Origin of the sequence: Serratia proteamaculans (assembly GCF_013337185.1) — a bacterium.
Lineage (GTDB): Bacteria > Pseudomonadota > Gammaproteobacteria > Enterobacterales > Enterobacteriaceae > Serratia > Serratia proteamaculans_D.
In genome coordinates this window covers 970,667-993,360 of sequence record NZ_SWDE01000001.1, presented here as the reverse complement: position 1 = coordinate 993,360, position 22,694 = coordinate 970,667, and the positions used below count along the sequence as shown (strand labels likewise).

Annotated in this window: 22 protein-coding genes; 14 read left to right on the top strand and 8 right to left on the bottom strand. The window is 56.2% G+C overall.

The window, feature by feature from the left end; translation table 11 throughout:
- Positions 1-67: 67 nt before the first annotated feature.
- Positions 68-1,291: an MFS transporter gene (locus FCL49_RS04610; protein WP_174352600.1), complete on the bottom strand. Its 1,224-nt coding sequence runs from the start codon at positions 1,289-1,291 to the stop codon at positions 68-70.
- A 215-nt stretch (positions 1,292-1,506) separates the two neighbouring features.
- Here FCL49_RS04610 and FCL49_RS04605 point away from each other — a divergent pair, with 215 nt between their 5' ends.
- From FCL49_RS04605 to FCL49_RS04595, 3 genes are all read left to right on the top strand, one after another.
- Positions 1,507-2,544 (top strand): LacI family DNA-binding transcriptional regulator, encoded by a 1,038-nt coding sequence (locus FCL49_RS04605; RefSeq protein ID WP_174353468.1) that lies wholly within the window; start codon positions 1,507-1,509, stop codon positions 2,542-2,544.
- Between the two features lie 208 nt (positions 2,545-2,752).
- Positions 2,753-3,676 (top strand): TIM barrel protein, encoded by a 924-nt coding sequence (locus tag FCL49_RS04600; protein WP_174353467.1) that lies wholly within the window; start codon positions 2,753-2,755, stop codon positions 3,674-3,676.
- Between the two features lie 14 nt (positions 3,677-3,690).
- Positions 3,691-4,863, top strand: coding sequence for a Gfo/Idh/MocA family protein (locus FCL49_RS04595; RefSeq protein WP_174352599.1), 1,173 nt, complete (start codon positions 3,691-3,693; stop codon positions 4,861-4,863).
- A 33-nt stretch (positions 4,864-4,896) separates the two neighbouring features.
- Here the strand turns inward: FCL49_RS04595 and aldA are convergent, their stop codons facing one another.
- Complete coding sequence (gene aldA, locus FCL49_RS04590; protein WP_174352598.1) at positions 4,897-6,336, bottom strand: aldehyde dehydrogenase; 1,440 nt, start codon at positions 6,334-6,336, stop codon at positions 4,897-4,899.
- A 303-nt stretch (positions 6,337-6,639) separates the two neighbouring features.
- Between aldA and rhaT the strand changes: the two genes are divergently transcribed.
- Positions 6,640-7,674, top strand: coding sequence for an L-rhamnose/proton symporter RhaT (gene rhaT, locus FCL49_RS04585; protein WP_174352597.1), 1,035 nt, complete (start codon positions 6,640-6,642; stop codon positions 7,672-7,674).
- Here the strand turns inward: rhaT and rhaR are convergent, their stop codons facing one another.
- A complete protein-coding gene (gene rhaR / locus FCL49_RS04580; protein ID WP_174352596.1) occupies positions 7,675-8,547 on the bottom strand; it encodes an HTH-type transcriptional activator RhaR in 873 nt (290 codons plus the stop codon). It abuts the gene before it with no gap.
- 6 nt (positions 8,548-8,553) lie between these two features.
- Positions 8,554-9,384 (bottom strand): HTH-type transcriptional activator RhaS, encoded by an 831-nt coding sequence (gene rhaS, locus FCL49_RS04575; protein WP_174352595.1) that lies wholly within the window; start codon positions 9,382-9,384, stop codon positions 8,554-8,556.
- A gap of 287 nt (positions 9,385-9,671) precedes the next feature.
- Here rhaS and rhaB point away from each other — a divergent pair, with 287 nt between their 5' ends.
- The 4 genes from rhaB to rhaM are packed head-to-tail and all read left to right on the top strand — an operon-like array spanning position 9,672 to position 13,554.
- On the top strand, positions 9,672-11,144 hold the full coding sequence (gene rhaB / locus FCL49_RS04570; protein WP_174352594.1) for a rhamnulokinase: 1,473 nt from the start codon (positions 9,672-9,674) through the stop codon (positions 11,142-11,144).
- The gene (locus FCL49_RS04565) at positions 11,141-12,397 is read left to right on the top strand and encodes an L-rhamnose isomerase (protein ID WP_174352593.1); all 1,257 of its coding nucleotides are present in this window, start codon (positions 11,141-11,143) and stop codon (positions 12,395-12,397) included. Before rhaB ends, FCL49_RS04565 begins: the two co-directional genes overlap by 4 nt.
- Positions 12,398-12,406: 9 nt before the next feature.
- On the top strand, positions 12,407-13,243 hold the full coding sequence (rhaD, locus tag FCL49_RS04560; protein ID WP_174352592.1) for a rhamnulose-1-phosphate aldolase: 837 nt from the start codon (positions 12,407-12,409) through the stop codon (positions 13,241-13,243).
- Entirely contained in the window at positions 13,240-13,554 is a 315-nt protein-coding gene (gene rhaM, locus FCL49_RS04555; protein ID WP_174352591.1) for an L-rhamnose mutarotase, read from the top strand. Before rhaD ends, rhaM begins: the two co-directional genes overlap by 4 nt.
- Before the next feature lie 34 nt (positions 13,555-13,588).
- Here rhaM and FCL49_RS04550 read toward each other — a convergent pair whose 3' ends face one another.
- Positions 13,589-13,939: a GFA family protein gene (locus FCL49_RS04550; RefSeq protein ID WP_174352590.1), complete on the bottom strand. Its 351-nt coding sequence runs from the start codon at positions 13,937-13,939 to the stop codon at positions 13,589-13,591.
- A gap of 174 nt (positions 13,940-14,113) precedes the next feature.
- Between FCL49_RS04550 and FCL49_RS04545 the strand changes: the two genes are divergently transcribed.
- The 4 genes from FCL49_RS04545 (at position 14,114) to FCL49_RS04530 (ending at position 17,324) form a co-directional block, all read left to right on the top strand.
- Positions 14,114-14,323, top strand: coding sequence for a hypothetical protein (locus FCL49_RS04545; protein WP_012006479.1), 210 nt, complete (start codon positions 14,114-14,116; stop codon positions 14,321-14,323).
- 258 nt (positions 14,324-14,581) lie between these two features.
- The gene (locus tag FCL49_RS04540; RefSeq protein ID WP_254611019.1) at positions 14,582-15,613 is read left to right on the top strand and encodes an SMP-30/gluconolactonase/LRE family protein; all 1,032 of its coding nucleotides are present in this window, start codon (positions 14,582-14,584) and stop codon (positions 15,611-15,613) included.
- Between the two features lie 197 nt (positions 15,614-15,810).
- On the top strand, positions 15,811-16,554 hold the full coding sequence (locus FCL49_RS04535) for a DUF3658 domain-containing protein (protein ID WP_174352588.1): 744 nt from the start codon (positions 15,811-15,813) through the stop codon (positions 16,552-16,554).
- A gap of 125 nt (positions 16,555-16,679) precedes the next feature.
- On the top strand, positions 16,680-17,324 hold the full coding sequence (locus FCL49_RS04530) for a Qnr family pentapeptide repeat protein (protein ID WP_174352587.1): 645 nt from the start codon (positions 16,680-16,682) through the stop codon (positions 17,322-17,324).
- 35 nt (positions 17,325-17,359) lie between these two features.
- Here the strand turns inward: FCL49_RS04530 and FCL49_RS04525 are convergent, their stop codons facing one another.
- On the bottom strand, positions 17,360-17,758 hold the full coding sequence (locus FCL49_RS04525; protein ID WP_174352586.1) for a hypothetical protein: 399 nt from the start codon (positions 17,756-17,758) through the stop codon (positions 17,360-17,362).
- A gap of 444 nt (positions 17,759-18,202) precedes the next feature.
- Between FCL49_RS04525 and cspE the strand changes: the two genes are divergently transcribed.
- Both cspE and FCL49_RS04515 read left to right on the top strand, forming a co-directional pair.
- Positions 18,203-18,415 (top strand): transcription antiterminator/RNA stability regulator CspE, encoded by a 213-nt coding sequence (gene cspE / locus FCL49_RS04520; protein WP_012006483.1) that lies wholly within the window; start codon positions 18,203-18,205, stop codon positions 18,413-18,415.
- A 682-nt stretch (positions 18,416-19,097) separates the two neighbouring features.
- The gene (locus FCL49_RS04515) at positions 19,098-19,853 is read left to right on the top strand and encodes an SDR family NAD(P)-dependent oxidoreductase (RefSeq protein WP_012006485.1); all 756 of its coding nucleotides are present in this window, start codon (positions 19,098-19,100) and stop codon (positions 19,851-19,853) included.
- 46 nt (positions 19,854-19,899) lie between these two features.
- On the opposite strand, the gene FCL49_RS04510 is transcribed toward FCL49_RS04515, so the two are convergent.
- Together FCL49_RS04510 and puuC are read right to left on the bottom strand one after the other, a co-directional pair.
- Complete coding sequence (locus tag FCL49_RS04510) at positions 19,900-21,180, bottom strand: NAD(P)/FAD-dependent oxidoreductase (protein ID WP_174352585.1); 1,281 nt, start codon at positions 21,178-21,180, stop codon at positions 19,900-19,902.
- 11 nt (positions 21,181-21,191) lie between these two features.
- Positions 21,192-22,688, bottom strand: coding sequence for an aldehyde dehydrogenase PuuC (gene puuC / locus FCL49_RS04505; protein ID WP_174352584.1), 1,497 nt, complete (start codon positions 22,686-22,688; stop codon positions 21,192-21,194).
- Positions 22,689-22,694: the final 6 nt, after the last annotated feature.

Below are 22,694 nucleotides of genomic sequence, written 5' to 3'. Positions count from 1 at the left end.
GATAATGCCTGGCGATGAAGAGAGAAATGGGGTCAGAGTCATTTGATTTTATACATGGTGTAATGAGTCAGGCGTTTCCTGGCGGATTCTTGGCTCTGGATGTCAGCGTTAACGCCAATAGACTCCCCAGCAGCGCTGCGGCCAACACCAGAACGGAGGGCGCGGTCCACCCGGCATAGGCCACCAGAGTGCTCAAGACAATGGGGCCGATCACCTGGCCAAGATAAATGCCCTGCATCACCAGGCCGAGACTCAGGGGAATCAGCGTCGGCTCAGGTGCGGCCGCCGGGGTGGCAGCCAGAATGGTGGCGGGCAGCATGCCGCCGATACCGCTAAACAGCAAACACAGTGGGACCAGCATGGAATTCGGTGTGGCCGAAAGAAAGACGCTGGCTCCGGCAAGCCCCATCAGCGTGCTGGCAATGGCGAGCAGGGTACGGGCACGCAGACCCCGCGACAGCAATACTCCGGCGAAGAGATTACCGAGAATATTGACCGCAATCACTGCCGCACTGACGCCGCCAGCCGCGACCAGCGTCAGCCCGATACGCTGCATCAGGAATATCGGCAGAAAGGCCATCACGGCGAAAAACTGCAGGTTATAGGTGGTGAAGATCAGAGCCAGTAGCAGCGGTTGCCGGGCGCGAATGATGCTGAGCAGTGCCTGACTTAGCTTGAGTGTTGTCGCGGTTGCAGTGCTTAACACGCTGCGTGGCGTGGTGAATGGCAGTAACAGCGCTGCCAGCAGGGTCAGGATGCCACCGGCGATCCAACTCTGTTGCCAGTCGGCGAAATGTGGGCCGAAGAACAGGGAGATCGCCATGCCCGCCGGCATAAAGGTGCTCCAGATGCTGAACACCAGATTACGTTGTTGCGGCGCCACCACCCGGGTCAGCACGGTCGGTGCAGCCACCACCACAATGACAAAGCCGATCCCTTCGATAACGCGGGTGACGATCAGCCCGGTGAAGTCGTGTTGAGTCGCTCCGGCAAAGCTGGCCAAGCTGACAATCACCAGGCCCAGACTCAACAAGCGTCGGTCGCCCCAGCGGCGCACCAGCTGTCCGGCGGCGATGCCCCCGAACACGCCGATAAACGGAAAGGCGGAAATAATCCAGCTCAGCGACTCCAGGGACCGGCCAAACTCGCGCTGCAGTTCCGGCAGGGCAATGTTCGCCTTACCCACGTGCAGCGCAACGGCAATACCGGCGAACACTACATTGGCAATCGCCAGCCACTGAGTGGTAGGGGATGACGCTGAAGCCATGGCGTCGGGCTTGTTCGCAGTCATGATGTTCTCCAGGGAGATAAAAACCAGACTATGCGTTATGTCGAAATTATCGACAGTTCAATTGTGGCTCTATTTGCCGCAAGAACCGTACATTTCGAGCTTTATTGCTGAGCGCATTACGCCATTAACGCGCCCGATCACACAAAAACGGCAGGCTGATTTCTTTCGGCGGCTGGGACATGATAGTTTTTATCAAAATCATGAGGGAAACGATGATGGCAGGCAAGAAAACCACCCTGGCCGCCATTGCCAGAGAGGCACATGTTGGCATCGCGACGGTTGATCGGGTAATAAACCAGCGTGCGACGGTACGACCGGACACGGCACGCAGGGTGATTGCGGCGGCGCACAAATTAGGTTTCGCACTAGAGAAATCGCATCAACTGTTTCAGGCGGTGGGCCAACCAGCCGCACGGATTAAAATGGGCTTTATCCTGCTGCGCAAGGAACATTCGTTCTACGCACAACTGGCGGATAGCCTGCTGGAACAGGCCGCACCCTATTACGATCCTGAGCACCCGCCACAGTTCATGTTTCATGACATCAGCGCAGTCAGCGACACCGCCGCCGCCATCACGCAGCTAAGCCAAAGTGTGGATGTGATCGGCGTGCTGGGGCTGGATAACCCGATGATCCGCTTTGCGGTGGAAGAAGCTACCCGGCAGGGGGTAAAGGTGTTTACCTTGCTGTCGGATTTATCGGTACACAGCCGCGCCGGTTATATCGGCTGGGATAACCAGCAGGCAGGCCGTACCGCCGGCTGGGCGGTGGAGCGCCTGTGCCATCGGCAGGGCGATGTCGGGGTCATCATCGGCGATAACCGTTTTTTGTGTCAGGAAACCTGCGAAATCAGCTTCCGCTCTTACCTGCGCGAGCACCTGAGCGGTCAGCGGGTGCTTGAGCCGGTACGCAGTCATGAACAGACCGAAAGTGCCAGGCAAGTCACTCAAACCTTGCTGGAGCAGCATCCCAATCTTGTGGCTCTGTATGCACCCTGCGGGGGTGTGGAAGGGATTATCGCTGCGCTGCGGGAAAGCGGCAGACAGCATCAGGTGATGCTGATTTGCCATGGTCCGGTAGCAGGAGGGGAAATGGCATTGATCGACGGCACGCTGGATCTGATGCTCCGGCATCGTATTGCCGAATTTGCGGCGTCAGTCATCAGCACTTTTGTCGCCGCCACTGTTGGTGGCTCCTCCGGTTTTAGTCACACCATTAACCGCTTTGATCTGATCACCAAAGAAAACCTCTGACAGTCGGCTCCCTCTGGCGGAGCCGTTTTCCATTACAAACATCCCAATCTCCCAGCGGCACCTGCCTGTCTGGTTTTGATAAAAAACCATCATTTAAACTATCAAAATTAACGCGATCGCCATCAAAAAATGAAAGTTTCATCATTGTCGGTTTCGAAACGTTTATTTAATACTGACGTCACATCGACTTCGACCAGGAATAAAAATGATGAGTTTGCCGATTGCCAATGCGCCCTGTAGTTGGGGTGTGGATGACCCTAAAAACCCGTATCTTCCGCCTTATACCCAAGTGCTACAGGAGGCGAGCGCTGCCGGCTATCGCAGCATCGAGCTGGGACCCTGGGGCTACCTGCCCACCGATGCCGCTATTTTGGGCGACGAATTACAGCGGCACGGACTGTCGCTGGTGGCCGGCACTATTTTCGACGATCTGGTCAGCGAACAAAACTTCAGTTATCTCATTGAGCTGACACATAACATTTGCCGCAACCTGTCGCAGACTGCCAGGGCGCAGCCTATCAACGCCGGTAATTTCTCGCCGCCATATCTGGTGATTATTGATTTCGGTAATCCGCAGCGGGCCAAATTCGCCGGGCAGCCTTCGCGGGCACCGCGACTTGCCCAGGCGGACTGGCAGCGGATGATTGGCCATATCCAGACTCTTGGCAAAATTGCCTGGCAGGAATATGGCGTTCGGCCGGTGATACATCCACATGCCGGTGGCTGCATCGAATTCGCCGATGAAATTGAGCAACTGGTCGAGCAAATTCCACACCAAACCGCCGGGCTGTGTCTCGACACCGGTCATTTGTATTACTCGGGCATGGACCCGGCCACCTGGATTGATCGCTATTTTGCGCGTATCGATTACCTGCATTTCAAGGACGTTAACCCGCAGGTATTCCAGCAGGTGCTGGCGAGTGGGCTGGATTTCTTCAGCGCCTGTGAACAGGGGGTGATGTGCCCCTTGGGTAAGGGGGCGATCGATTACCCGGCGGTACGAGAATTATTAATGACCCGTGGTTATCAGGGTTGGATCACCATTGAGCAGGAGCGCGACCCGCGTCATGCACAGGGCAGCCTGAGTGACGTAACGGAAAGCCTCAACTATTTACGAACCCTCGGTTTTTAATCAGGAGAAACGTGATGATCAACGGCATTAAACCTTTGGACCGATCCCTGCGCTGGGGCATGGTAGGCGGCGGCGGAACCAGTCAGATTGGCTATATTCATCGTTCTGCGGCACTGCGCGATGGCACTTTCTCCCTGTTGGCCGGGGCGTTTGATATGGACGCGCAGCGCGGGCGTCTTTTTGGACAGAGCCTGGGGGTGGCAGCGGAGCGCTGTTACCCGGATTACGCCACGCTATTTCGCGAAGAGGCCGCCAGAGTAGACGGCATCGAGGCGGTTTCCATTGCCACCCCCAACAATACCCACTTTGCCATCTGCCAGACGGCGTTAGAGGCCGGCCTGCACGTAGTGTGTGAGAAACCGCTGTGTTTCACCGCTGAAGAAGCGCAAGCGTTGGTCGAACTGAGCCAAAAACAGCATAAAATTATCGGGGTTACCTACGGCTATGCCGGACACCAGTTGATCCTTCAGGCCCGACAGATGATCGCCGCCGACCTGCTGGGTGAGATACGCATTATCAACATGCAGTTCGCGCATGGGTTCCATGCGACTGCGGTGGAGCTGGAGAACCCCAGCACCCGCTGGCGGGTGGACCCCCGCTTTGTCGGCCCCAGCTACGTATTGGGCGATTTGGCGACCCATCCTTTGTTCCTGGCAGAAACCATGGTGCCGCAGCTAAAGATCAAGCGCCTGATGTGCAGCCGTCAGAGCTTTGTCAAAACCCGGGCACCATTGGAAGACAATGCCTACGTGCTGATGGAGTACGACAATGGTGCCGTTGGCTCCCTGTGGTGCTCGGCGGTCAACAGTGGTTCGATGCACGGGCAGAAGGTGCGAATTGTCGGCGAGAAGGCCAGTCTGGAGTGGTGGGACGAGCAGCCAAACCAACTGCGATTTGAAGTGCAGGGCGAACCGGTTCGCATTCTGGAGCGTGGTATGTCCTATCTGGATCCTATTGCACTGGCGGACGATCGGATTGGTGGTGGTCATTCCGAAGGGTTGTTTGAAGCCTGGTCGAATCTGTACCGGCGCTTTGCCCTGGCGATGGATGCGACCGATCGGCGGGATCAGACGTTTCTGGCCGACTTTTGGTACCCCGACGTCCATGCCGGGACGATGGGGGTGCGTTGGGTTGAAAACTGTGTGCGTTCCGCCGATGCCGGCGCCAGCTGGGTGGAGTTTCGCTAAGGCCCCATGCAGGGACCTGGTTACAGGCTTTAATCACTGAAACTGCAGATAGGCGACCTGCGTTTGCAGATATTCCTCCAATCCGTGGCGGCCATCGGCGCCGCCAATACCGGACTTGCGCCAACCGGCATGGAACCCTTGCATCGCTTCAAAGCTTTCACGGTTGACGTAGGTTTCGCCGAACTTTAATTGTTTGATTGCCATCATCGCTACGTTGAGGTCACGGGTGAAAACAGACGAAGTGAGGCCATATTCGCTGTCGTTAGCCATAGAAATCGCCTGCGCAAAGCTGTCGAAGCAGCAGACCGGCAGCACCGGGCCGAAAATTTCCTGGTGCATGATCTCCATCTCTTGCTGCACGTCGCAGAGCAGGGTGGGAGGGAAAAAGTACCCGCTGCGGGCCTCGCGCTTGCCGCCCATCACCAACGTTGCGCCCTGGCTTAGCGCCCGCGCCACTTTATCTTCCACTCGTTGAACTGCCTCGGCGCTGATCAACGGCCCCATATCCAGCCCGGCTTGTTGCTCAGGGTTGCCAAAGGTGACCTGACGGAAAGCCTTGGTCAGCCTGGCAATAAACTGCGGATAAATCTCCCGCTGCACGTAAACGCGTTCGGTGCAGTTACACACCTGCCCACTGTTGATGATGCGTGAGCTGACGATGGCTTTGACCGCCAGGTCGAGATCGGCGTCGGCCATCACAATTGCCGGGGCCTTGCCACCCAACTCCAGCGATACCCTGGTGACGTTATCTGCCGCAGCGTGCAGCGTGGCGATACCGGCCCCGACGCTGCCGGTCAGGCTGACCATGCCCACCTTCGGGTTGGCCGCCAACGCCTGACCCAGCTCCGGCCCGTAGCCGGTCACCAGGTTAAACACGCCCGGCGGCAGGCCAATCTCATCGGCGATTTCGGCAAACAGCAATGCATTACCTGGCGTCAGTTCGCTGGGTTTGATCACGATGGTATTGCCGGTCACCAACGCCGGGGCGGCCTTGCGCGCAATCAGGAAGAACGGGAAGTTCCACGGCAGGATGCCAACCACCACGCCGATGGCTTTTTTGAACAGGAAGATGTTTTCATTCGGCCGGTCGCTTTGGATAATCTCACCCTCATAGCGGCGCGCCCACTCGGCCATGTAGTCGAGGTAGTCGGCGGTAAACAACACTTCCACTTTAGCCAATTCAGGCGTTTTACCGCCTTCAGTGACGATCAACTTCGTCAGCTCCGGCTCTCTGCGGCGTATGCCTTCGGCCAACCGATGTAGCCACCGGCCGCGTTCAACCGCGGGTAGCGCCTCCCAACCAGGCTGTGCGGCTTCTGCGGCGTCAATGGCCAGCCTGGCCTCATCCGCACCGCCTTGCGGGATTTGCATGATCGTTTGCTCGGTGGCCGGGTTGATGACATCAATCCAGCGCCCAGTGTTGTGGGCAATAAATTCACCGTTTATATACATCCGTTTTTGGTTTTGGGTCATGGCAGGGCTCCACAGGATTATTATTAATGCCTTGTTATGGTAATGACATTCCTGTGTTAAAAACCTTTGCCTCACTGCCAGCCTCGTCGTCAGAATGGCAGCCAGAGCATGCTCTTCAGGCTGCGGCCTGTCACCGGTATAGCCTCGCGATGAATTTGTGATCCCGGTCAGTGATACCTCTGGTTTTTTGCCAGCTTCCGTCAGAACTGGCAGTCAGGCTAAGGTTGCGCGCCGGACAATATTCATAGACTCCTTCACGCCTGTTTTTTGTCCTCATCACAAGCAACGAAGGAATCAAAAATAATGAATAATGCTGTCATGTTGGGAATCCTGTGGCATCTGGTGGGCGCCGCCAGCGCCGCCTGTTTTTATGCCCCATTCAAAAAAGTGCGCCGCTGGTCATGGGAAACCATGTGGTCGATCGGTGGCCTGATGTCGTGGTTGATCCTGCCCTGGGCGGTGAGCTATGTGCTGCTGCCGGATTTTTGGCGTTATTACAGCTCTTTCAGCCTGTCGACCCTGCTACCGGTGTTCCTGTTTGGCGCCATGTGGGGCATTGGTAACATCAACTATGGCCTGACCATGCGCTATCTGGGCATGTCGATGGGAATTGGCATCGCCATTGGCATCACGCTGGTGGTAGGCACTCTGATGACACCGCTATTACAGGGGCGCTTTGTGGCGTTGTTCAGTTCCGCCGGGGGGCAGTTGACTCTGCTTGGGGTGGCGATTGCCTTGCTCGGCGTGATCATAGTTTCGTGGGCCGGAGTGCTGAAAGAGCGGGCGATGGGCATTCGTGCTGAAGAGTTCAACCTGCGGAAAGGGCTGCTGTTGGCGGTGATGTGCGGCATCTTCTCCGCCGGTATGTCGTTTGCCATGGACGCCGCCAAACCTATGCATCAGGCCGCAGCGGATTTGGGGATCGATCCGCTGTATGTCGCGCTGCCGAGCTACGTGGTGATCATGGGGGGCGGGGCATTGGTTAACCTGGCCTACTGTTTTATCCGTCTGGCGGTCAAAACGGATCTGTCCGTCAGGGCCGATTTCTCGCAGGCCAAATCGCTGCTGGTGGCCAACGTGCTGTTCTCGTTACTCGGCGGCACCATGTGGTATCTGCAATTCTTCTTTTATGCCTGGGGCCACGCCAACATTCCCGCGCAGTATGACTTTATCAGTTGGATGCTGCACATGAGCTTCTATGTGCTGTGCGGCGGTCTGGTGGGGCTGTTGCTCAGAGAGTGGAAAAACGCCGGTCGGCGCCCGGTCAGCGTATTGTGCATCGGCTGTCTGACGATCATTCTGGCTGCCAATGTTGTCGGCTTGGGCATGGCGGGGTGATCAGCGTTTTACCCCGGCGGCAGGGCGTTCGGTGCGTTTAAAGCGCTGACGCCAGGCGCTGGGGGTGATGCCGGTTTCACGAGTGAACACCACAGAAAAATAGTTGCTGTCTTCAAAGCCACAGCGGGCGGCCACTTCGCCGATCAGTTCATCACTGCCGCGCAGCAGGGACTTGGCCCGGCAGAGTTGCAACTGGCGCAGGTAATGGCTGATGGTCATGCCGGTCTGCTGGCGGAACAGCTGCTTCAGGCTGCGTTCTGCCAGTTGATGGTGCCGGCAGAACGCCTCCAGTTCAAAACGTGCGCCGCTGTCGCCCTGAACGGCCGCCATCAGCAGGTCCAGCTGTTCGCCTTCCGGCAGTTGGTCGTCCTGGCCGACGGCATAGCGATGGCGACGCAGGATCAGCACCAATTGTAGAAACAGCGCCTCGGTGAGCTGGATCGACAGCAGGTCGGTTTTACGGCTTTCGAGCGCCAACTGCTGGATCACGCTGCGTGCCAGTGCCATACCCCGGGTGGTGAGACGCCAGTGAGACTGGTGCTGAGCGTTATCCGGTGGCAGCAGTTCCGCCCAGCCGATCGCCAGTCGAAAGCGTTCCGGGCAGTAGAGAACATTGTCCAGCACCAGGTCGTTGACCGATTCATAACTGTGGCAGTCAGGGGCGCGGATATAAAACATATCCCCGCAGGTCACCCGCCAGGGCTGATCGTTCAGGACATGCATGCCGTTGCCGCGCCAGACAATCACGATTTCACTGAACTCATGAGTGTGCGGCGGAAATGACGATTGGGGCGCACGATCGGCCACCGCCACCGGCATCAGTGTCGACGGCAGATAATCCTCTTTGATCAACAGAAGGGGGCTTTTCACCATGGCACCTCAGGTTAAGAAATCGTTCTGCCGTAGAGTACGGGGGGAATAGCCGAACTCGCGTTTGAAAAGCGTGGAAAAGTGATTGCTGTCACCAAATCCGCATTGGTAAGCGATATCGGTGATGCGCGTTTCATCCTGCCGCAGCATTTGCCGTGCCTGCAACAGCCGCAGCCGGTTGAGGTAACGCTGCGGCGTGTTGCCGGTCTGCTTTTTCATCTGGCGATGCAGGGTGCGCAAGGGCAGGGAAAAACGATCGGCCAACTCATCCCATTTGATCTCATCACTGTAGTTTTCCGCCAGCCAGTCCAATAGCCGCCGCAGACGGCCTTCCTGATCGTCCACAGAGGCAGCGATACAGCCTTGTCGTAGCAGCACCAGCAATTGCATAAACAGCAACTCCTGCTGTGCCAAATGTTCCAGGCTGAATACCGCAGGGGTCTGCTCCAGCCGCTGAATAATGACTTGTACCTGTGCCAGCAGCTTATGGTTGATACGCCAGTGCGGCTGCGATTGTTCATTGCCCGCCTGCGGCAGCAGTTGCTCCAGCCCGGCGAGAAAGCGGAAGGCATTGGGGCCGCGGTACAGCACGTTGGTCAGATGAAGATTTTCGGTTTGCTCGTAAAGATGCCGATCGCTGTCGCGGATAAAACAGACACAGCCGCTGCACAGCGTTTGCGGCCGACCGTTCAGCACGTGGGTACCGGCGCCCTGTTCCACAATCACGATTTCGTGAAAATCATGATGATGTTCAGGAAAGCTCGACTGCGGCTCCCGGGGTTCAATCGCGACCGGGTAGGGGCTTGAAGCGAAAAAATCACTGCCGTGCAGGATAGCCATCTTTCGATCTCCGTTAACCAATTTGTAACAGATACTAAAGGAGGCGTCGGGTGGTCGCCTTTAATTTGCAACGCAAAAAGCTGTCATACGACGTTCATTTATCAAGAAAGGTGCGGAAAAGTGCCAAAGTGCGCGCAGCGTCACAGGCGGTAAAAAAACAAAATGTGAGCTGTATCGCGTAAATCTTTGCCGTATTGCCAGCCCGCCTGATGGGCTGGCAGTGGTGATAAGGTGCCGTTTATCTGGGGTTTTAGACTGATGCCATCGATTCATCAGGAAGCCACCCCATGACCACTCGCAATATTGTCTCCATCGATCTTGGTGCCTCCAGCGGCCGTGTGATGCTGGGGCGCTATCAATCCGACGACCGGACAATCAGCCTGCAGGAAATCAGCCGCTTCAGTAATCATCTGGTGTCGAATGACGGCCACGACTGCTGGGATATCGACGGGCTGGAGCACGCCATACGTCAGGGGTTGCAGCAGTTGGACCAGCAGGGCGTCACGCCGGACAGCATCGGTATCGATACCTGGGGCGTGGATTATCTGCTGCTCGATAGCCAGGGGCGGCGCGTCGGGCTACCGGTCGCCTACCGCGACGCTCGCACTCACGGGCTGATGCAACAGGCGCAGCACGAGTTGGGGGCGCAATGGCTGTATCAGCGCACCGGCATCCAGTTCTTGCCTTTTAATACCCTTTACCAACTGCGTGCCTTTAGCCAGCGCCATTCTGAATTGCTGGCCAGCGTCGCCCATGCCTTGTTGATCCCGGATTACCTGCATTATCGGCTTACCGGGCAATTGAACTGGGAATACACCAACGCCACCACCAGCCAATTGCTGAATATTCACAGCGGCGACTGGGACTCGGAACTGCTGACCTGGGCCGGTGCCAAAGCGGCCTGGTTCGGTCGTCCGACCCCGCCGGGCAACACCCTCGGCCATTGGCGGACGGCCAGTGGGGCGCAAGTGCCGGTGATTGCGGTGGCCACTCATGACACCGCCAGCGCCGTACTGGCAACGCCGCTACGAAGTCAACATGCCGCCTACCTCAGCTCTGGTACCTGGTCGTTGATGGGCTTTGAGAGCCAGCATCCTTACATTGGCGCGGCGGCGCTGGCGGCCAATATCACCAACGAGGGCGGCGTGGAAGGGCGGTATCGGGTGTTGAAAAACATCATGGGCCTGTGGCTGCTACAACGGGTGTGCGAGGAACTGAATGTGACCGACCTGTGCCAACTGGTTGAACAGGCGGCGGCGCAGCCGGGCTGCCGATCGCTAATCAACCCCAACCACCCGCGCTTTATCAACCCGACATCGATGGTGCAAGAGATCCGGCAGGCCTGCGTGGAGCAGGGAATGCCGACACCGCAAACGCCCCCGGCGCTGGCGCGCTGTATTTTCGACAGCCTGGCGCTGCTGTATAGGCAGGTGCTGGGCGAATTACAGGCTCTGCGCGAGCACCCCTTCAGCCATCTGCATATCGTCGGTGGGGGTAGCCAGAATCCGTTACTCAACCAGCTTTGTGCCGACGCCTGCGGTATCCCGTTGTCGGCCGGGCCAGTCGAAGCCTCTACGCTGGGCAATATCGGCAGCCAATTGATCGCGCTGGGTGAGGTGGCAGATGTCGCCGCTTTCCGGCAATTGGTGGCCGACAACTTCCCGCAACAGACTTTTTCACCGCAGCCGTTCGAGGCCTTTACGGCCAACTGGCGGCGGTTTCAGACGCTTAATCCCGCGACCAAGGAGCTTTGCTTATGACCCGACTTATTGAACAGGCGTATGAGTTCGCCAAAACGCGTTTTGAGGATCTCGGCATCGACGTCGAGCAGGCGTTGGCGCAATTGGATGCCATCCCGATCTCAATGCACTGCTGGCAGGGCGATGACGTACGCGGTTTTGAAAATCCGCAGGGGGCGCTGACCGGCGGTATTCAGGCCACCGGCAATTATCCGGGCCGGGCAACCAACGCCAACCAGTTGCGCGCCGACCTGCAGCGGGCCATGTCGCTGATCCCAGGACCAAAGCGGGTGAACCTGCATGCGATCTATCTGGAAAGCGAGGTACCGGTGGAGCGTAACGCCATTGAACCGGCGCATTTTAGCCACTGGGTGGAATGGGCCAGGGCGCAGGGGCTGGGGCTGGATTTTAACCCGAGCTGTTTTTCACACCCTTTGAGCAGTGACGGCTTCACTTTGGCCCATGCCGATCCGGCGATTCGGCGCTTTTGGATTGAACATTGCCAGGCCAGCCGCCGGGTTTCGGCCTATTTCGGCGAACAGCTTGGCACGCCGTCGGTGATGAATATTTGGGTGCCGGATGGCATGAAAGACCTCACCGTCGATCGAATGGCGCCGCGCCAACGCCTGCTAAGCGCGCTGGATGAGGTGATTAGCCAACCGCTGGATCCCCGCCACCATATCGACGCGGTGGAAAGCAAACTGTTCGGTATTGGCGCAGAAAGCTACACCGTCGGCTCCAACGAGTTTTATCTGGGTTATGCCACCAGCCGCCAGGTAGCGCTGACGCTGGATGCCGGACATTTCCACCCGACCGAGGTGATTTCCGACAAAATTTCTACCGCCATGCTGTTCGTGCCGCGTCTGTTGCTGCACGTCAGCCGTCCGGTGCGCTGGGACAGCGACCACGTGGTGCTGCTGGATGACGAAACCCAGGCCATCGCCCACGAAATTGTGCGTCACGGTCTGTTCGACAAGGTGCATATCGGCCTCGATTTCTTTGATGCCTCAATCAACCGCATCGCTGCCTGGGTGATCGGCACGCGCAATGCCCGCAAGGCACTGCTGCGCGCGTTGTTGGAGCCGGTGGAATTACTGCGTCGTCTGGAAAATGACGGCGACTACACCGCGCGGTTGGCGATGCTGGAAGAGCAGAAATCGCTGCCGTGGCAGGCAATTTGGGAGATGTACTGCCTGCGCCATGAGGTGCCCGCCGATGCCGGCTGGCTGGGCGAAGTTCGCCAATACGAAAAACAAATTCTCAATCAACGTTAAGGGTGCCGTATGCAACAACTTCTTTCTTCATGGTTTGTTCAGGGCATGGTGAAAGCCACCGCGGATATGTGGCTGAAAGGCTGGGATGAGCGCAACGGCGGTAACGTCAGCCTGCGCCTGCTGGATGAAGAGGTGCAGCCGTACGCGGCGGATTTTTATCCGCAACCGCGCCGTGTCGAACTGAGCCAACCGGCGGTGGAACTGGCCAACTGTTGGTTCCTGGTGACCGGCTCCGGCAAGTTTTTCCGCAATGTACAGCTCGATCCGGCCGACAGCCTGGTATTGCTGCGCATTAGCGAAGATGGCCACGCCTACAGTATTCACTGGGGGTTGACCAACGGCGGCTTGCCGACGTCGGAGCTGGCCTCGCACTTGCAGTCACACTGCGTGCGCAAAACCCTGACCGACGGGCGTGACCGGGTGATTATGCACTGCCACGCCACCAACCTGATCGCCCTGAGCTACGTGCTGGAGCTGGACTCGGCGAGTTTCACCCGCATGCTGTGGGAAGGGAGTACCGAATGCCTGGTGGTGTTCCCGGACGGCGTGGGTATTGTGCCCTGGATGGTGCCGGGTACCGACGGCATTGGTGAGCAAACCTCGCAGCAGATGGGTTCGCACTCGTTGGTTCTGTGGCCGTTCCACGGTATTTTCGCCAGCGGCCCTTCTTTGGACGAGGCCTTTGGGTTGATCGACACCGCGGAAAAATCGGCTCAGGTGTTGGTGAAGGTGCTGTCGATGAACGGCATGAAGCAAACCATCAGTAAAGCGCAGTTGATCGCGCTCGGTGAACGCTTCGAGGTTAAGCCCTGGGCGGCGGCGCTGAATGTGGTGCGTGAGCTATGATCCGCAAGGCGTTTGTCATGCAGATACACCCCGATGCACATCAGGAATATCAGCGTCGCCATACGTCAATCTGGCCGGAGTTGGCGCAAACCTTAAAGCAATATGGGGCGCATCACTACAGTATCTTCCTTGATAGCGGCCGCAACCTGCTGTTCGCGGTGGTGGAGATTGAGTCAGAAGCACGCTGGCAGGCCGTCGCCGCTACCGAGGTATGTCAACGCTGGTGGTTGTCGATGCGTGAACTGATGCCCAGCCATGCCGATAACAGCCCGGTGAGCGAGGCGTTAACCGAAGTGTTTTATCTGGAGTAGTACGCAGGCGGGGGATATCCCGCCTGATTGCCATTCAGGCGCTGGCGCCGTCAAACGGGTGGATTTTCAAGGAGTCCAGTGCCAATTCCGGCACGCAACGAAGATTGACGGCGCACATGGCCGCACCGTCCGGGCCTTTTCCGTAGGCAAAAGCCTCAGTACCGCAGGTCTGGCAGAACTGGTGCTGAATGATGTGTTTGTTAAAGGTATAACCGCGAATTTGGTCTTCCCCGCTGTTCAGCACAAAACTGTCGATCGGGAAAAACGCCAGCAGCATGCCTTTACGGCGACAGATTGAACAGTTGCAACTTAGAGCCTCATGGGGCAGATCGGCGTTCACCGTAAAGGTGACGGCGCCGCAGTGACAACTACCTTGAAATGACATAATGGGCTACCTGCTGAAAACCTCAGTTCGCCCAATTATAGTTCACTTATTCACCATGTTGATTTGCCCAGGGCATACATCGCCGCAGAGAATGTGGATTCTGTGGCTCGATCCATTAGAAATATCTTTAAATTCTGTTAAGTTAGCCACTAGCCTAATCACAAGGAGAGAACGATGTTAGAGCAATACTATCCGACGACGATGAGCTCCAAACCGATCACGGATGAGCAGCATAAAAGACTGGTGGCGGTGCAAGCGGCGCTGGAACTGATCAAGGCCACGCTGTCTGATACCAACGACGGTAACGGCGTGGATTTTCAGCTGAAAGCTGCTGAAAAACACATTGGCCCGATGGCTGATGCCATCCAGGAAGCGCTGAAATAAATCCTGCCAGCGATAATCAACCGCCCAAGGGCGGTTTTTTTGTGCCGTTTTGCTGGCGAACCCCGTTGAGCAACCCACCGCACGATTGCTGCGATTTTTTCATTAGCGTATTGCCTTTTTTCCTACTAGTGCTGTTTTCAGCCCCAACCTACTATGCAGATCCGGTTAATTACCAGGTTTCCCGTCATGTTCCAGAACACCGTATCATCAGCTTTAGCGCTGCGCCTTGGTGGGATTACGCTGCTGGTCAGCTTCGTCTTGTTCTTTGCAGCTGCCGCGCCGGCCCAGGGCCAGGGCCAGGGCCAGGGCCAGGGCCAGGGCCAGGTTATCACCTTTGTCCCCGATGTCGCTGGGGGATATCCCGAGAGCATTGCCTGGAATGAACGTGCCGGGGCGTTTCTGGTTTCGTCGCTGCGCGGCGGGCAGATTGGCCTGGTTTATGAGGATGGGCGTTACAGGCGTTTCGCCGCCAGTCGTTCACAAATCACCACTTCCGGTATTGTCGTTGACGCAGCGCGCAACCGCGTGCTGGTCTGCAACGAAGATGTAGGCATTGCGCTCAAATCTTCACCCGGTATGCGCAATCGTGTCGCTCAGGTGCTTGAGTTTGATCTCAACACCGGTGCACTGCAGCATGTCTATGATTTCTCGCCGTTGAGCAAAGGACCGACGCTCGCCAACGATCTGGCCATCGATGCGCAAGGCAATGTCTACGTTACCGATAGCTTTCAACCACAGATTTATAAAATCGACCAGACAACCAAGGCGGTTTCGATACTGGTGCGTTCCGAACGCCTGATGCCCGTCACGACCACTGCGGCGTCGGGGGCAAAACCCTATCTCAACGGCATTGTTTACCACCCGGACGGCTATCTGATCGCCGGGGACTATTCCCGTGGTCTGTTGTGGAAGGTGGCGCTGGATGGAACGCACGCGCTAAGCGAAATCAAGCTGCCACAGCGTCTGAAAGGGCCCGACGGGTTACGTCTCAAAAGCCCTGACACCCTGGTGGTGGTACAGTCTTTCCCTGGCGCCGGGCGGGGCATGTCGGGGGATGTGACGCTGCTTTCTTCATCCGACGGCTGGACTAGCGCCCGTATTACCGCGGTTGCCACTCCGCCGGGATTGGATGGACCCACTGCGGCGGCCGTCAAGGATGGCGAGGTTTGGGTCGTCAATTCACGTTATCCTCGTCTCTTTGCCGATACGGCCAATGCTGATAGCACGCGCGAGTTTAGCATCGTCAAGGTGGCGTTTAGCGATGGCCAGAATGTCGCCGGGTCGCCATGAAAAGCACATTGGCCCGATGGCTGATGCGATCCAGGAAGCGCTGAAATAAATTCCGCCAGCGATAATTAACCGCCCAAGGGCGGTTTTTTTGTGCCATCCGGGCAGGTAAATTCGGATTTTTTGTCTAGAGAGCCTGTGGAAAAGTTGGCAAAATTCACCTCAGGATTATTTTAGGGAACAGGCGGAGGAGAGCATTGATGAAGGATGTGCATATAGCACTTTCGGGCGGTTGCGTACGGTTGGCTTACCCGGGAGAGAACGTTCTGGATTTCACCGATAACCTGTCATTTGGGCCGCTGTGCGCACTGGATGACGAGCCGGGTCTGCAAGCCCGGGCCCGCTGGTTTCAAGATTTACATCAATCTGTTCACGCCCCCGAATGGGACACTTCCCCCCAGCGCCTGATGGCGATGGACAACCTGAAAATGCAACTGGCCGCGGTCACTGGGCAGGTAACCCTGTGGATTGGTGACAATCCCGATGAGCAATTGATGTTGCGGGCGCTGTTACCTTTGCTGGGGGAACGCTCAGTGTTTGTGGTCAATGTCACCGAACTTGTCGGCTGTGATATCACGGGGTACTGCCCGATTGAAACGCTTGAATCTTTGTGGATCCGGCGACGTGAGTTGACATCCGAAGATAAAGTAATGCTCATCGCCGATTGGCATCGCCTGTTGCAGGACAATGCACCGGTACGGATCTTTGCTCAGGGTGAGATTCAGGGAAAAACCCAGGATTTCCACGATACGCTATTGTTGCAGCATTGCCCGAACGACTATACCCAAGGTTCCAGAGTGGTGGGCAACGCGATGGCGAACTCACCCTACCGAGTCGGCGATACTTTTCTGAATTTCCGTCTGTACGCGTTGATTGAACAGGGCGTATTGCAGGCACAGGCTGGCGGGGTCAACATGAACCGCCTGCAGGTGCGGCAGGCTTAACCCGACTCATTCGTGTGGTGGTTTTTGTGCGGTGAAGCGGAAAAAATCGGGCAAAACGTTTTTCACCGGCCAGCAGATCTGCTTATAATGCCTCACTGACTGTATAAATAAACAGGTGTGGTGCGATGACGCTGAAGTTGGATGGTGAAAAGATTGCTCGTAACCGGTTTACCGGCGAAAAAATTGAAAACGGCAGCTTTATCAACTGCGATTTTTCGGGCACCGACCTGACGGGGACCGAATTTATCGACTGTCAGTTTTACGATCGCGAGAGCCAACAGGGCGGTAATTTCAGCCGTGCGCTGTTGAAGGATGCCAGTTTCAAAAACTGTGACCTGTCGATGGCGGACTTCAGAAACGCCAGTGCGTTAGGGATCGAAATCCGTGAGTGCCGAGCGCAGGGTGCAGATTTTCGCGGCTCCAGCTTTATGAATATGATCACCCCCCGCACCTGGTTTTGCAGCGCATACATCACCAAAAGCAACCTGAGCTATGCCAATTTTTCGAAAGTGGTGCTGGAAAAGTGTGAGCTGTGGGAAAACCGCTGGAACAGCGCGCAAATCCTCGGTGCGACATTTAGCGGTTCGGATCTGTCCGGTGGCGAGTTTGCGTCGTTTGATTGGCGTGCCGCCAACTTTACCCATTGTGATTTGACCAACTCGGAACTGGGTGAGCTGGATCTGCGCAGCACCGATCTGCAGGGCGTGAAGCTGGACAGCGACCAGGTGTTTCAGATAATGGAGCGGCTGGGTATTGCGGTCATTGGCTAAGCGTGACTGGCGCTCCTGCTTCTGTAGCGCCTGATTTACAAGCCAGCGGAGGGTAAGGATTTAATCACTTTATCGGCATCTATCGGCATTTTCCGTACCGTTACCGGAAGGGTGAAGCCGGATTGTTTGGCAAAATGACGTGCATCGTCGTTTATCGGTACCACAAATATCGCCAGGTTATCGTTAGCTTGCATAACACCCTCCGGTTCCAACAACGCGAATAGCGGGGTGGGGTGAGAGCCAGGCAACAAGCATGCGGACAGCCAAAAACCGCTATTACTGGTGTATTGACAGTGAGCTTTGTCGTTCGCAATCTGGGAAATTTGCTTTTCAAGCAATGCGTTAGCATTTTTCACAAAGCTTGGTGGGGTTGGCTGACACCCTGTCAGGCTGGCGATAAAGGCTGCACTGGCCATTATTTTATTATAATTCATAACTATCCTGTCACAATCACACAAGTCATTATCCGATAGATCACAATTGCGATCCTAGCAATTTGGCGATGCCGGTGTCGAGAACTTATTGATTTGTCAGGTTTATGTTAAGGTTTCATTACAATAAAACATCAACACAATAACAAAATGTGTGCCGATGCCAGCGGTACAGTGATTGAAGATACATGGCGTAATACGGATGTGGGGGAAGGGACATGATTTTAAATAACGCTTGCTTAAATAAATCCCTCGTGTATAAATAGCGTCATCGGTTTGTAGTACAGACCTTATGAAAGCAGTTTTAGTAAAGCAGTTCTCAGTATTAGTGATATCCCATAGATACCTCTTCTTCCGCGAATTTCCTTCTCTAGTGCCCAAGTAAGTTTCCAATAAAAACAGACCTCAATCGCCTTATGGCGTCTCAAAAATATAAAGGAAATATCTATGTCTACTAAAATGACTGGTTTGGTAAAATGGTTTGATGCAGGTAAAGGTTTTGGCTTTATCTCCCCGGCAGACGGCAGCAAAGACGTGTTCGTACACTTCTCCGCTATCCAGAGCAATGATTTCAAAACGCTTGATGAAGGTCAGCGCGTTGAATTCACTATCGAAAACGGTCAGAAGGGTCCTTCTGCCGGCAACGTAGTAGTTTTATAATTTATAGGTAGTGTTTTATTTCTTACGATAGCGAAGAAGGTGTAAACCGGAGCAGCTAAGAAATAAAAGAATTACCTGAATAAACTCCGGGATTACCCGGAGTTTATCTAAAATTAATAATGCTTGGTGTATTTCAATAACCCTATTTTTCAAAAATTATAGTTATTGGCAACAGCAAAAGAGATTGGCGTCGTAATAATAATAACGGCCGCGATTGAGTCTATTTTTCTGTTGTGAAAAAGTTGTGCTTAGGCTGCGTAAGGTTGGAGTGTTGGACGGACGCTTACGCCATAACATGACAGTCGGGAAAGTGACCGACAAACATTGATGACCCTGGCCTGTGCCGGGGTTTTTTTATGCCTGCGAGCCGCTAAACGACGCTGCTGCCGGCATTCCTATAATCGCTGCTTATCGGTAAACGGCGATATAGGGCAGTCACTGAACTTATTGAATGCTGATAGTACGGTCGGTAAATAGTTACATTAATGAATTTTATCAGTTTCATCAAAGGGTTGGCCTAATTCCGATAAAGCCTGTCCTGACACATTGAATTTGCAGTGAATACCTCTTTTTGATTAGTAAACCGCACGTTTTGACTGTCCCTCGGTGTCCATGAGTTTTATCCTCGGACTCAATCAGCATTTGTATGATTTATAAAATACATTCACATGGAGGAGTTCTTATGCGTTTCGACAATAAAGTGGTCATCATCACCGGGGCAGGCAATGGGATGGGGGAAGCGGCGGCACGCCGGTTTTCCGCTGAGGGCGCTACCGTGGTGCTGGCAGACTGGGCGAAAGAGGCGGTAGACAAAGTGGCGGCCTCGCTGCCGAAAGGCAAGGCACTGGCGGTGCATATCGACGTTTCTGACCATGTCGCGGTTGAGAAAATGATGAATGAAGTGGCGGAAAAACTGGGCCGCATCGACGTGCTGTTGAACAATGCCGGCGTACACGTGGCGGGCAGCGTGCTGGAAACCAGCGTGGCTGACTGGCGTCGCATCGCCGGGGTCGATATCGATGGCGTGGTGTTTTGTTCCAAGTTTGCCATGCCCTATCTACTGAAAACCAAAGGCTGCATCGTGAACACCGCTTCGGTTTCTGGCCTGGGCGGCGACTGGGGCGCGGCATACTACTGTGCGGCCAAAGGGGCAGTGGTAAACCTGACGCGCGCCATGGCGCTCGACCACGGTGGTGACGGCGTGCGGGTGAACTCGGTGTGCCCGAGCCTGGTAAAAACCAATATGACCAACGGCTGGCCGCAGGAAATTCGCGACAAATTCAACGAACGCATTGCTTTGGGCCGAGCGGCAGAGCCGGAAGAAGTCGCCGCGGTGATGGCGTTCCTGGCCAGTGACGACGCCAGCTTTATCAACGGTGCCAATATCCCGGTGGATGGCGGGGCGACCGCCTCAGACGGCCAACCGAAGATTGTTTAAGCATTAATCAACAGGCCCGGCGAAGCTAAACACCGGGCCTGCTCTGTTACACCCCGATCCGATCGCGCAGGGTGTAGTAGGCCGCGCCAATGGCGGTAAACGGGATTTGCAGGTTGCGACCGCCGAAGAACGGCAGGTGCGGCAGCTTGGCAAAGGCATCGAAGCGTTCCGCATCGCCCTGCATTAACTCGGCAATCAATTTACCCGCCAGATGGGTACAGGTCACGCCGTGGCCGCTGTAGCCCTGCATGTAATAGACGTTATTTTCCAGTCGGCCGAACTGCGGCATGCGCGACAGCGTCAGCAGGAAATTGCCGGTCCAGCGGTAGTCGATATTCACCCCTTTCAACTGCGGGAAGGTTTTCAGCAGTTTCGGGCGGATCAGATTGTCGATATCATCCGGATCGCGGGCACCGTACACCACGCCACCGCCGTACAGCAGGCGGTTATCACCGGTAATGCGGTAATAATCCAGCAGATAGTTACAGTCTTCGACGCAGTAATTCTGTGGGATCAGCGACTGCGCCACTTCCGGCGCCAGCGGCTCGGTGGCCACCACCTGGGTGCCGCACGGCATGCTGCGTTTGGCCAGTCTTGGCTCCAGCTTATCGCCCAGATAAGCGTTACCGGCCACGATCACATAGCGTGCCTTCACCTGACCCTTGGCGGTACTGACGATAGCCGGTTCGCCGTGGCGGATGTTGGTCACGGCCGACTGTTCGAAGATCCGCCCGCCCTGCAGGCGAATGGCTTCGGCTTCCCCGAGAGCCAGATTCAATGGATGAATATGACCACCGCTATGATCCAGCAGCGCGCCGACGTAACGATCGCTGTTGACCTCTTGACGAATGCGCCCGGCGTCCAGCAGTTCAAGTTGAGTATTGCCGTAGCGTTCCCAGTTCTGTTTCTGCTCGATCAACGCATGGTATTGCCGGTTGTTCAGGGCGGCGAAGATGCCGCCGGGGCGATAGTCACATTCGATGGCGTACCTTTGGATACGGCTGCGAATGATCTCTGCGCCCTCAAACATCATACTGCCGAGAACGCGGGCGCTTTCTGCCCCATAGCGTTGTTCAATCACGTCAATATCGCGGCTGTAAGAGTTGACCAGTTGGCCGCCATTACGGCCGCTGGCACCGAAACCGATGCGCGCAGATTCCAGCAGCACCACGTCATAGCCGGCTTCCACCAGAAACAGTGCAGAAGACAGACCGGTATAGCCACCGCCGACGATGCAGACGTCGCATTCGATAGAGTCATTTAACTGTGGGTAGGGCGCGTGGCTGTTGGCCGAGGCCGCATAATAGCTTTTTACATGTTCAGTCATGATATCTGCCCTTATTCCAGCGAAATCCAGGTGGTTTTCAGTTCGGTGAATTTTTCCAGCGCGTGCAGCGATTTGTCGCGACCGTTGCCGCTTTGCTTGTAGCCGCCGAAGGGCACCGTCATATCGCCGTCATTGTAGTTATTGACGAACACCGTACCGGCTTTTAACTGGCGTGCCAGTCGGTGGGCGCGGGACAGGTCACGCGTCCAGATGGCGGCGCCCAGACCGTAGTCGCTGTCGTTGGCCAACTGCATCGCCTGTTGTTCACCGCTAAAACTGGTGACCGCCAATACCGGGCCGAAAATCTCGTCGCGCGCCACGCTCATGCGGTTATCCACCTGGGTCAGAATGGTCGGGCCGAGGTAACCGACATGGCCGTTCTGCGGATGTTCGCGGCCGTCGAGGAACAGGTCGGCACCCTGGCTCAGGCCCTGTTCGATGTAGTCAGCCACTTTCTCGCAGTGGCCCTGATCGATCAGCGTGCCCATCACCGTAGCCGGATCGAGCGGATCGCCCGGAGTGAAGGCTGCCGCATGTCGCCGCAGCGCCTGTAAGAACTCTTGCTGAATATTTTCTTCCACCAGCAGTCGGGTGCCGGCAATGCACACCTGTCCCTGATTATAGAAGATACCGGCGGCGGCACTCTGCGCGGCCTTGTCCAGATCCGGGCAGTCGGCAAAGATGATATTGGCGCTCTTGCCGCCGGCTTCCAGCCACACCCGCTTCATATTGGACTGGCCGGCGTAGATCATCAGTTGTTTGGCGACCTGGGTGGATCCGGTGAAGGTCAGGGCGTCGACGTCGTTGTGCAGCGCCAATGCCTTGCCGGCATCGTGACCGTAGCCTGGGACAATATTCAACACGCCGTCCGGCAGACCGGCCAGTTGAGCGAGCTTGCCCAGATAGATGGCGGTCAACGGGGATTTTTCAGAGGGTTTCAGGATCACGCTGTTGCCGGTGGCCAGCGCCGGGCCGAGTTTCCAGCAGGCCAATAACAGCGGGAAGTTCCACGGCACGATGGCACCAACCACGCCGATAGGCTCGCGTTCAATCAGCGCCAGCGAATCGCCGCCGGTGGGGGCGATTTCGCCATAAACCTTGTCGACCGCTTCGGCATACCAGCGCAGGCAGCGAATGGCACCCGGTACGTCGTCGCGCAGGCTGTGGCGGATCGGCTTGCCGGTATCCAGCGTTTCCAGCAGCGCCAGCTCTTCATGGTGTTGTTCCATCAATTCTGCCAACTTCAGCAAAGTGGCCTTGCGCTGCGCCGGAGCCGCTCTGGACCAGTCACCGCGCTCAAATACTTCACGCGCGGCACTGACCGCCAAATCGATATCGACGCTGCTGCCCCGGGCAACCTGGGTCAACTCGCGTTGCCCGGCAGGATCCTCCACGGCAAAGGTTTGGCCTTCGGCGGCCTGCTGATAGCGGCCATTGATAAACAGTCGGTTCTCAATTTTCAGGGCTTGCGCCCGGTGTTGCCAATACTGCAAATGATGGAAGTCCATACCTTG

Coding starts and splice junctions, on each gene's coding strand:
- FCL49_RS04605 (WP_174353468.1), top strand. CDS start 1,507: ATGGCAGGCAAGAAAACCACCCTGGCCGCCATTGCCAGAGAGGCACAT.
- puuC (WP_174352584.1), bottom strand. CDS start 22,688: ATGGACTTCCATCATTTGCAGTATTGGCAACACCGGGCGCAAGCCCTG.
- FCL49_RS04545 (WP_012006479.1), top strand. CDS start 14,114: ATGTTAGAGCAATACTATCCGACGACGATGAGCTCCAAACCGATCACG.
- FCL49_RS04530 (WP_174352587.1), top strand. CDS start 16,680: ATGACGCTGAAGTTGGATGGTGAAAAGATTGCTCGTAACCGGTTTACC.
- cspE (WP_012006483.1), top strand. CDS start 18,203: ATGTCTACTAAAATGACTGGTTTGGTAAAATGGTTTGATGCAGGTAAA.
- rhaT (WP_174352597.1), top strand. CDS start 6,640: ATGAATAATGCTGTCATGTTGGGAATCCTGTGGCATCTGGTGGGCGCC.
- FCL49_RS04600 (WP_174353467.1), top strand. CDS start 2,753: ATGAGTTTGCCGATTGCCAATGCGCCCTGTAGTTGGGGTGTGGATGAC.
- FCL49_RS04510 (WP_174352585.1), bottom strand. CDS start 21,180: ATGACTGAACATGTAAAAAGCTATTATGCGGCCTCGGCCAACAGCCAC.
- rhaB (WP_174352594.1), top strand. CDS start 9,672: ATGACCACTCGCAATATTGTCTCCATCGATCTTGGTGCCTCCAGCGGC.
- FCL49_RS04565 (WP_174352593.1), top strand. CDS start 11,141: ATGACCCGACTTATTGAACAGGCGTATGAGTTCGCCAAAACGCGTTTT.
- FCL49_RS04525 (WP_174352586.1), bottom strand. CDS start 17,758: ATGAATTATAATAAAATAATGGCCAGTGCAGCCTTTATCGCCAGCCTG.
- FCL49_RS04535 (WP_174352588.1), top strand. CDS start 15,811: ATGAAGGATGTGCATATAGCACTTTCGGGCGGTTGCGTACGGTTGGCT.
- FCL49_RS04550 (WP_174352590.1), bottom strand. CDS start 13,939: ATGTCATTTCAAGGTAGTTGTCACTGCGGCGCCGTCACCTTTACGGTG.
- rhaR (WP_174352596.1), bottom strand. CDS start 8,547: ATGGTGAAAAGCCCCCTTCTGTTGATCAAAGAGGATTATCTGCCGTCG.
- rhaM (WP_174352591.1), top strand. CDS start 13,240: ATGATCCGCAAGGCGTTTGTCATGCAGATACACCCCGATGCACATCAG.
- FCL49_RS04515 (WP_012006485.1), top strand. CDS start 19,098: ATGCGTTTCGACAATAAAGTGGTCATCATCACCGGGGCAGGCAATGGG.
- rhaD (WP_174352592.1), top strand. CDS start 12,407: ATGCAACAACTTCTTTCTTCATGGTTTGTTCAGGGCATGGTGAAAGCC.
- FCL49_RS04610 (WP_174352600.1), bottom strand. CDS start 1,291: ATGACTGCGAACAAGCCCGACGCCATGGCTTCAGCGTCATCCCCTACC.
- rhaS (WP_174352595.1), bottom strand. CDS start 9,384: ATGGCTATCCTGCACGGCAGTGATTTTTTCGCTTCAAGCCCCTACCCG.
- aldA (WP_174352598.1), bottom strand. CDS start 6,336: ATGACCCAAAACCAAAAACGGATGTATATAAACGGTGAATTTATTGCC.
- FCL49_RS04595 (WP_174352599.1), top strand. CDS start 3,691: ATGATCAACGGCATTAAACCTTTGGACCGATCCCTGCGCTGGGGCATG.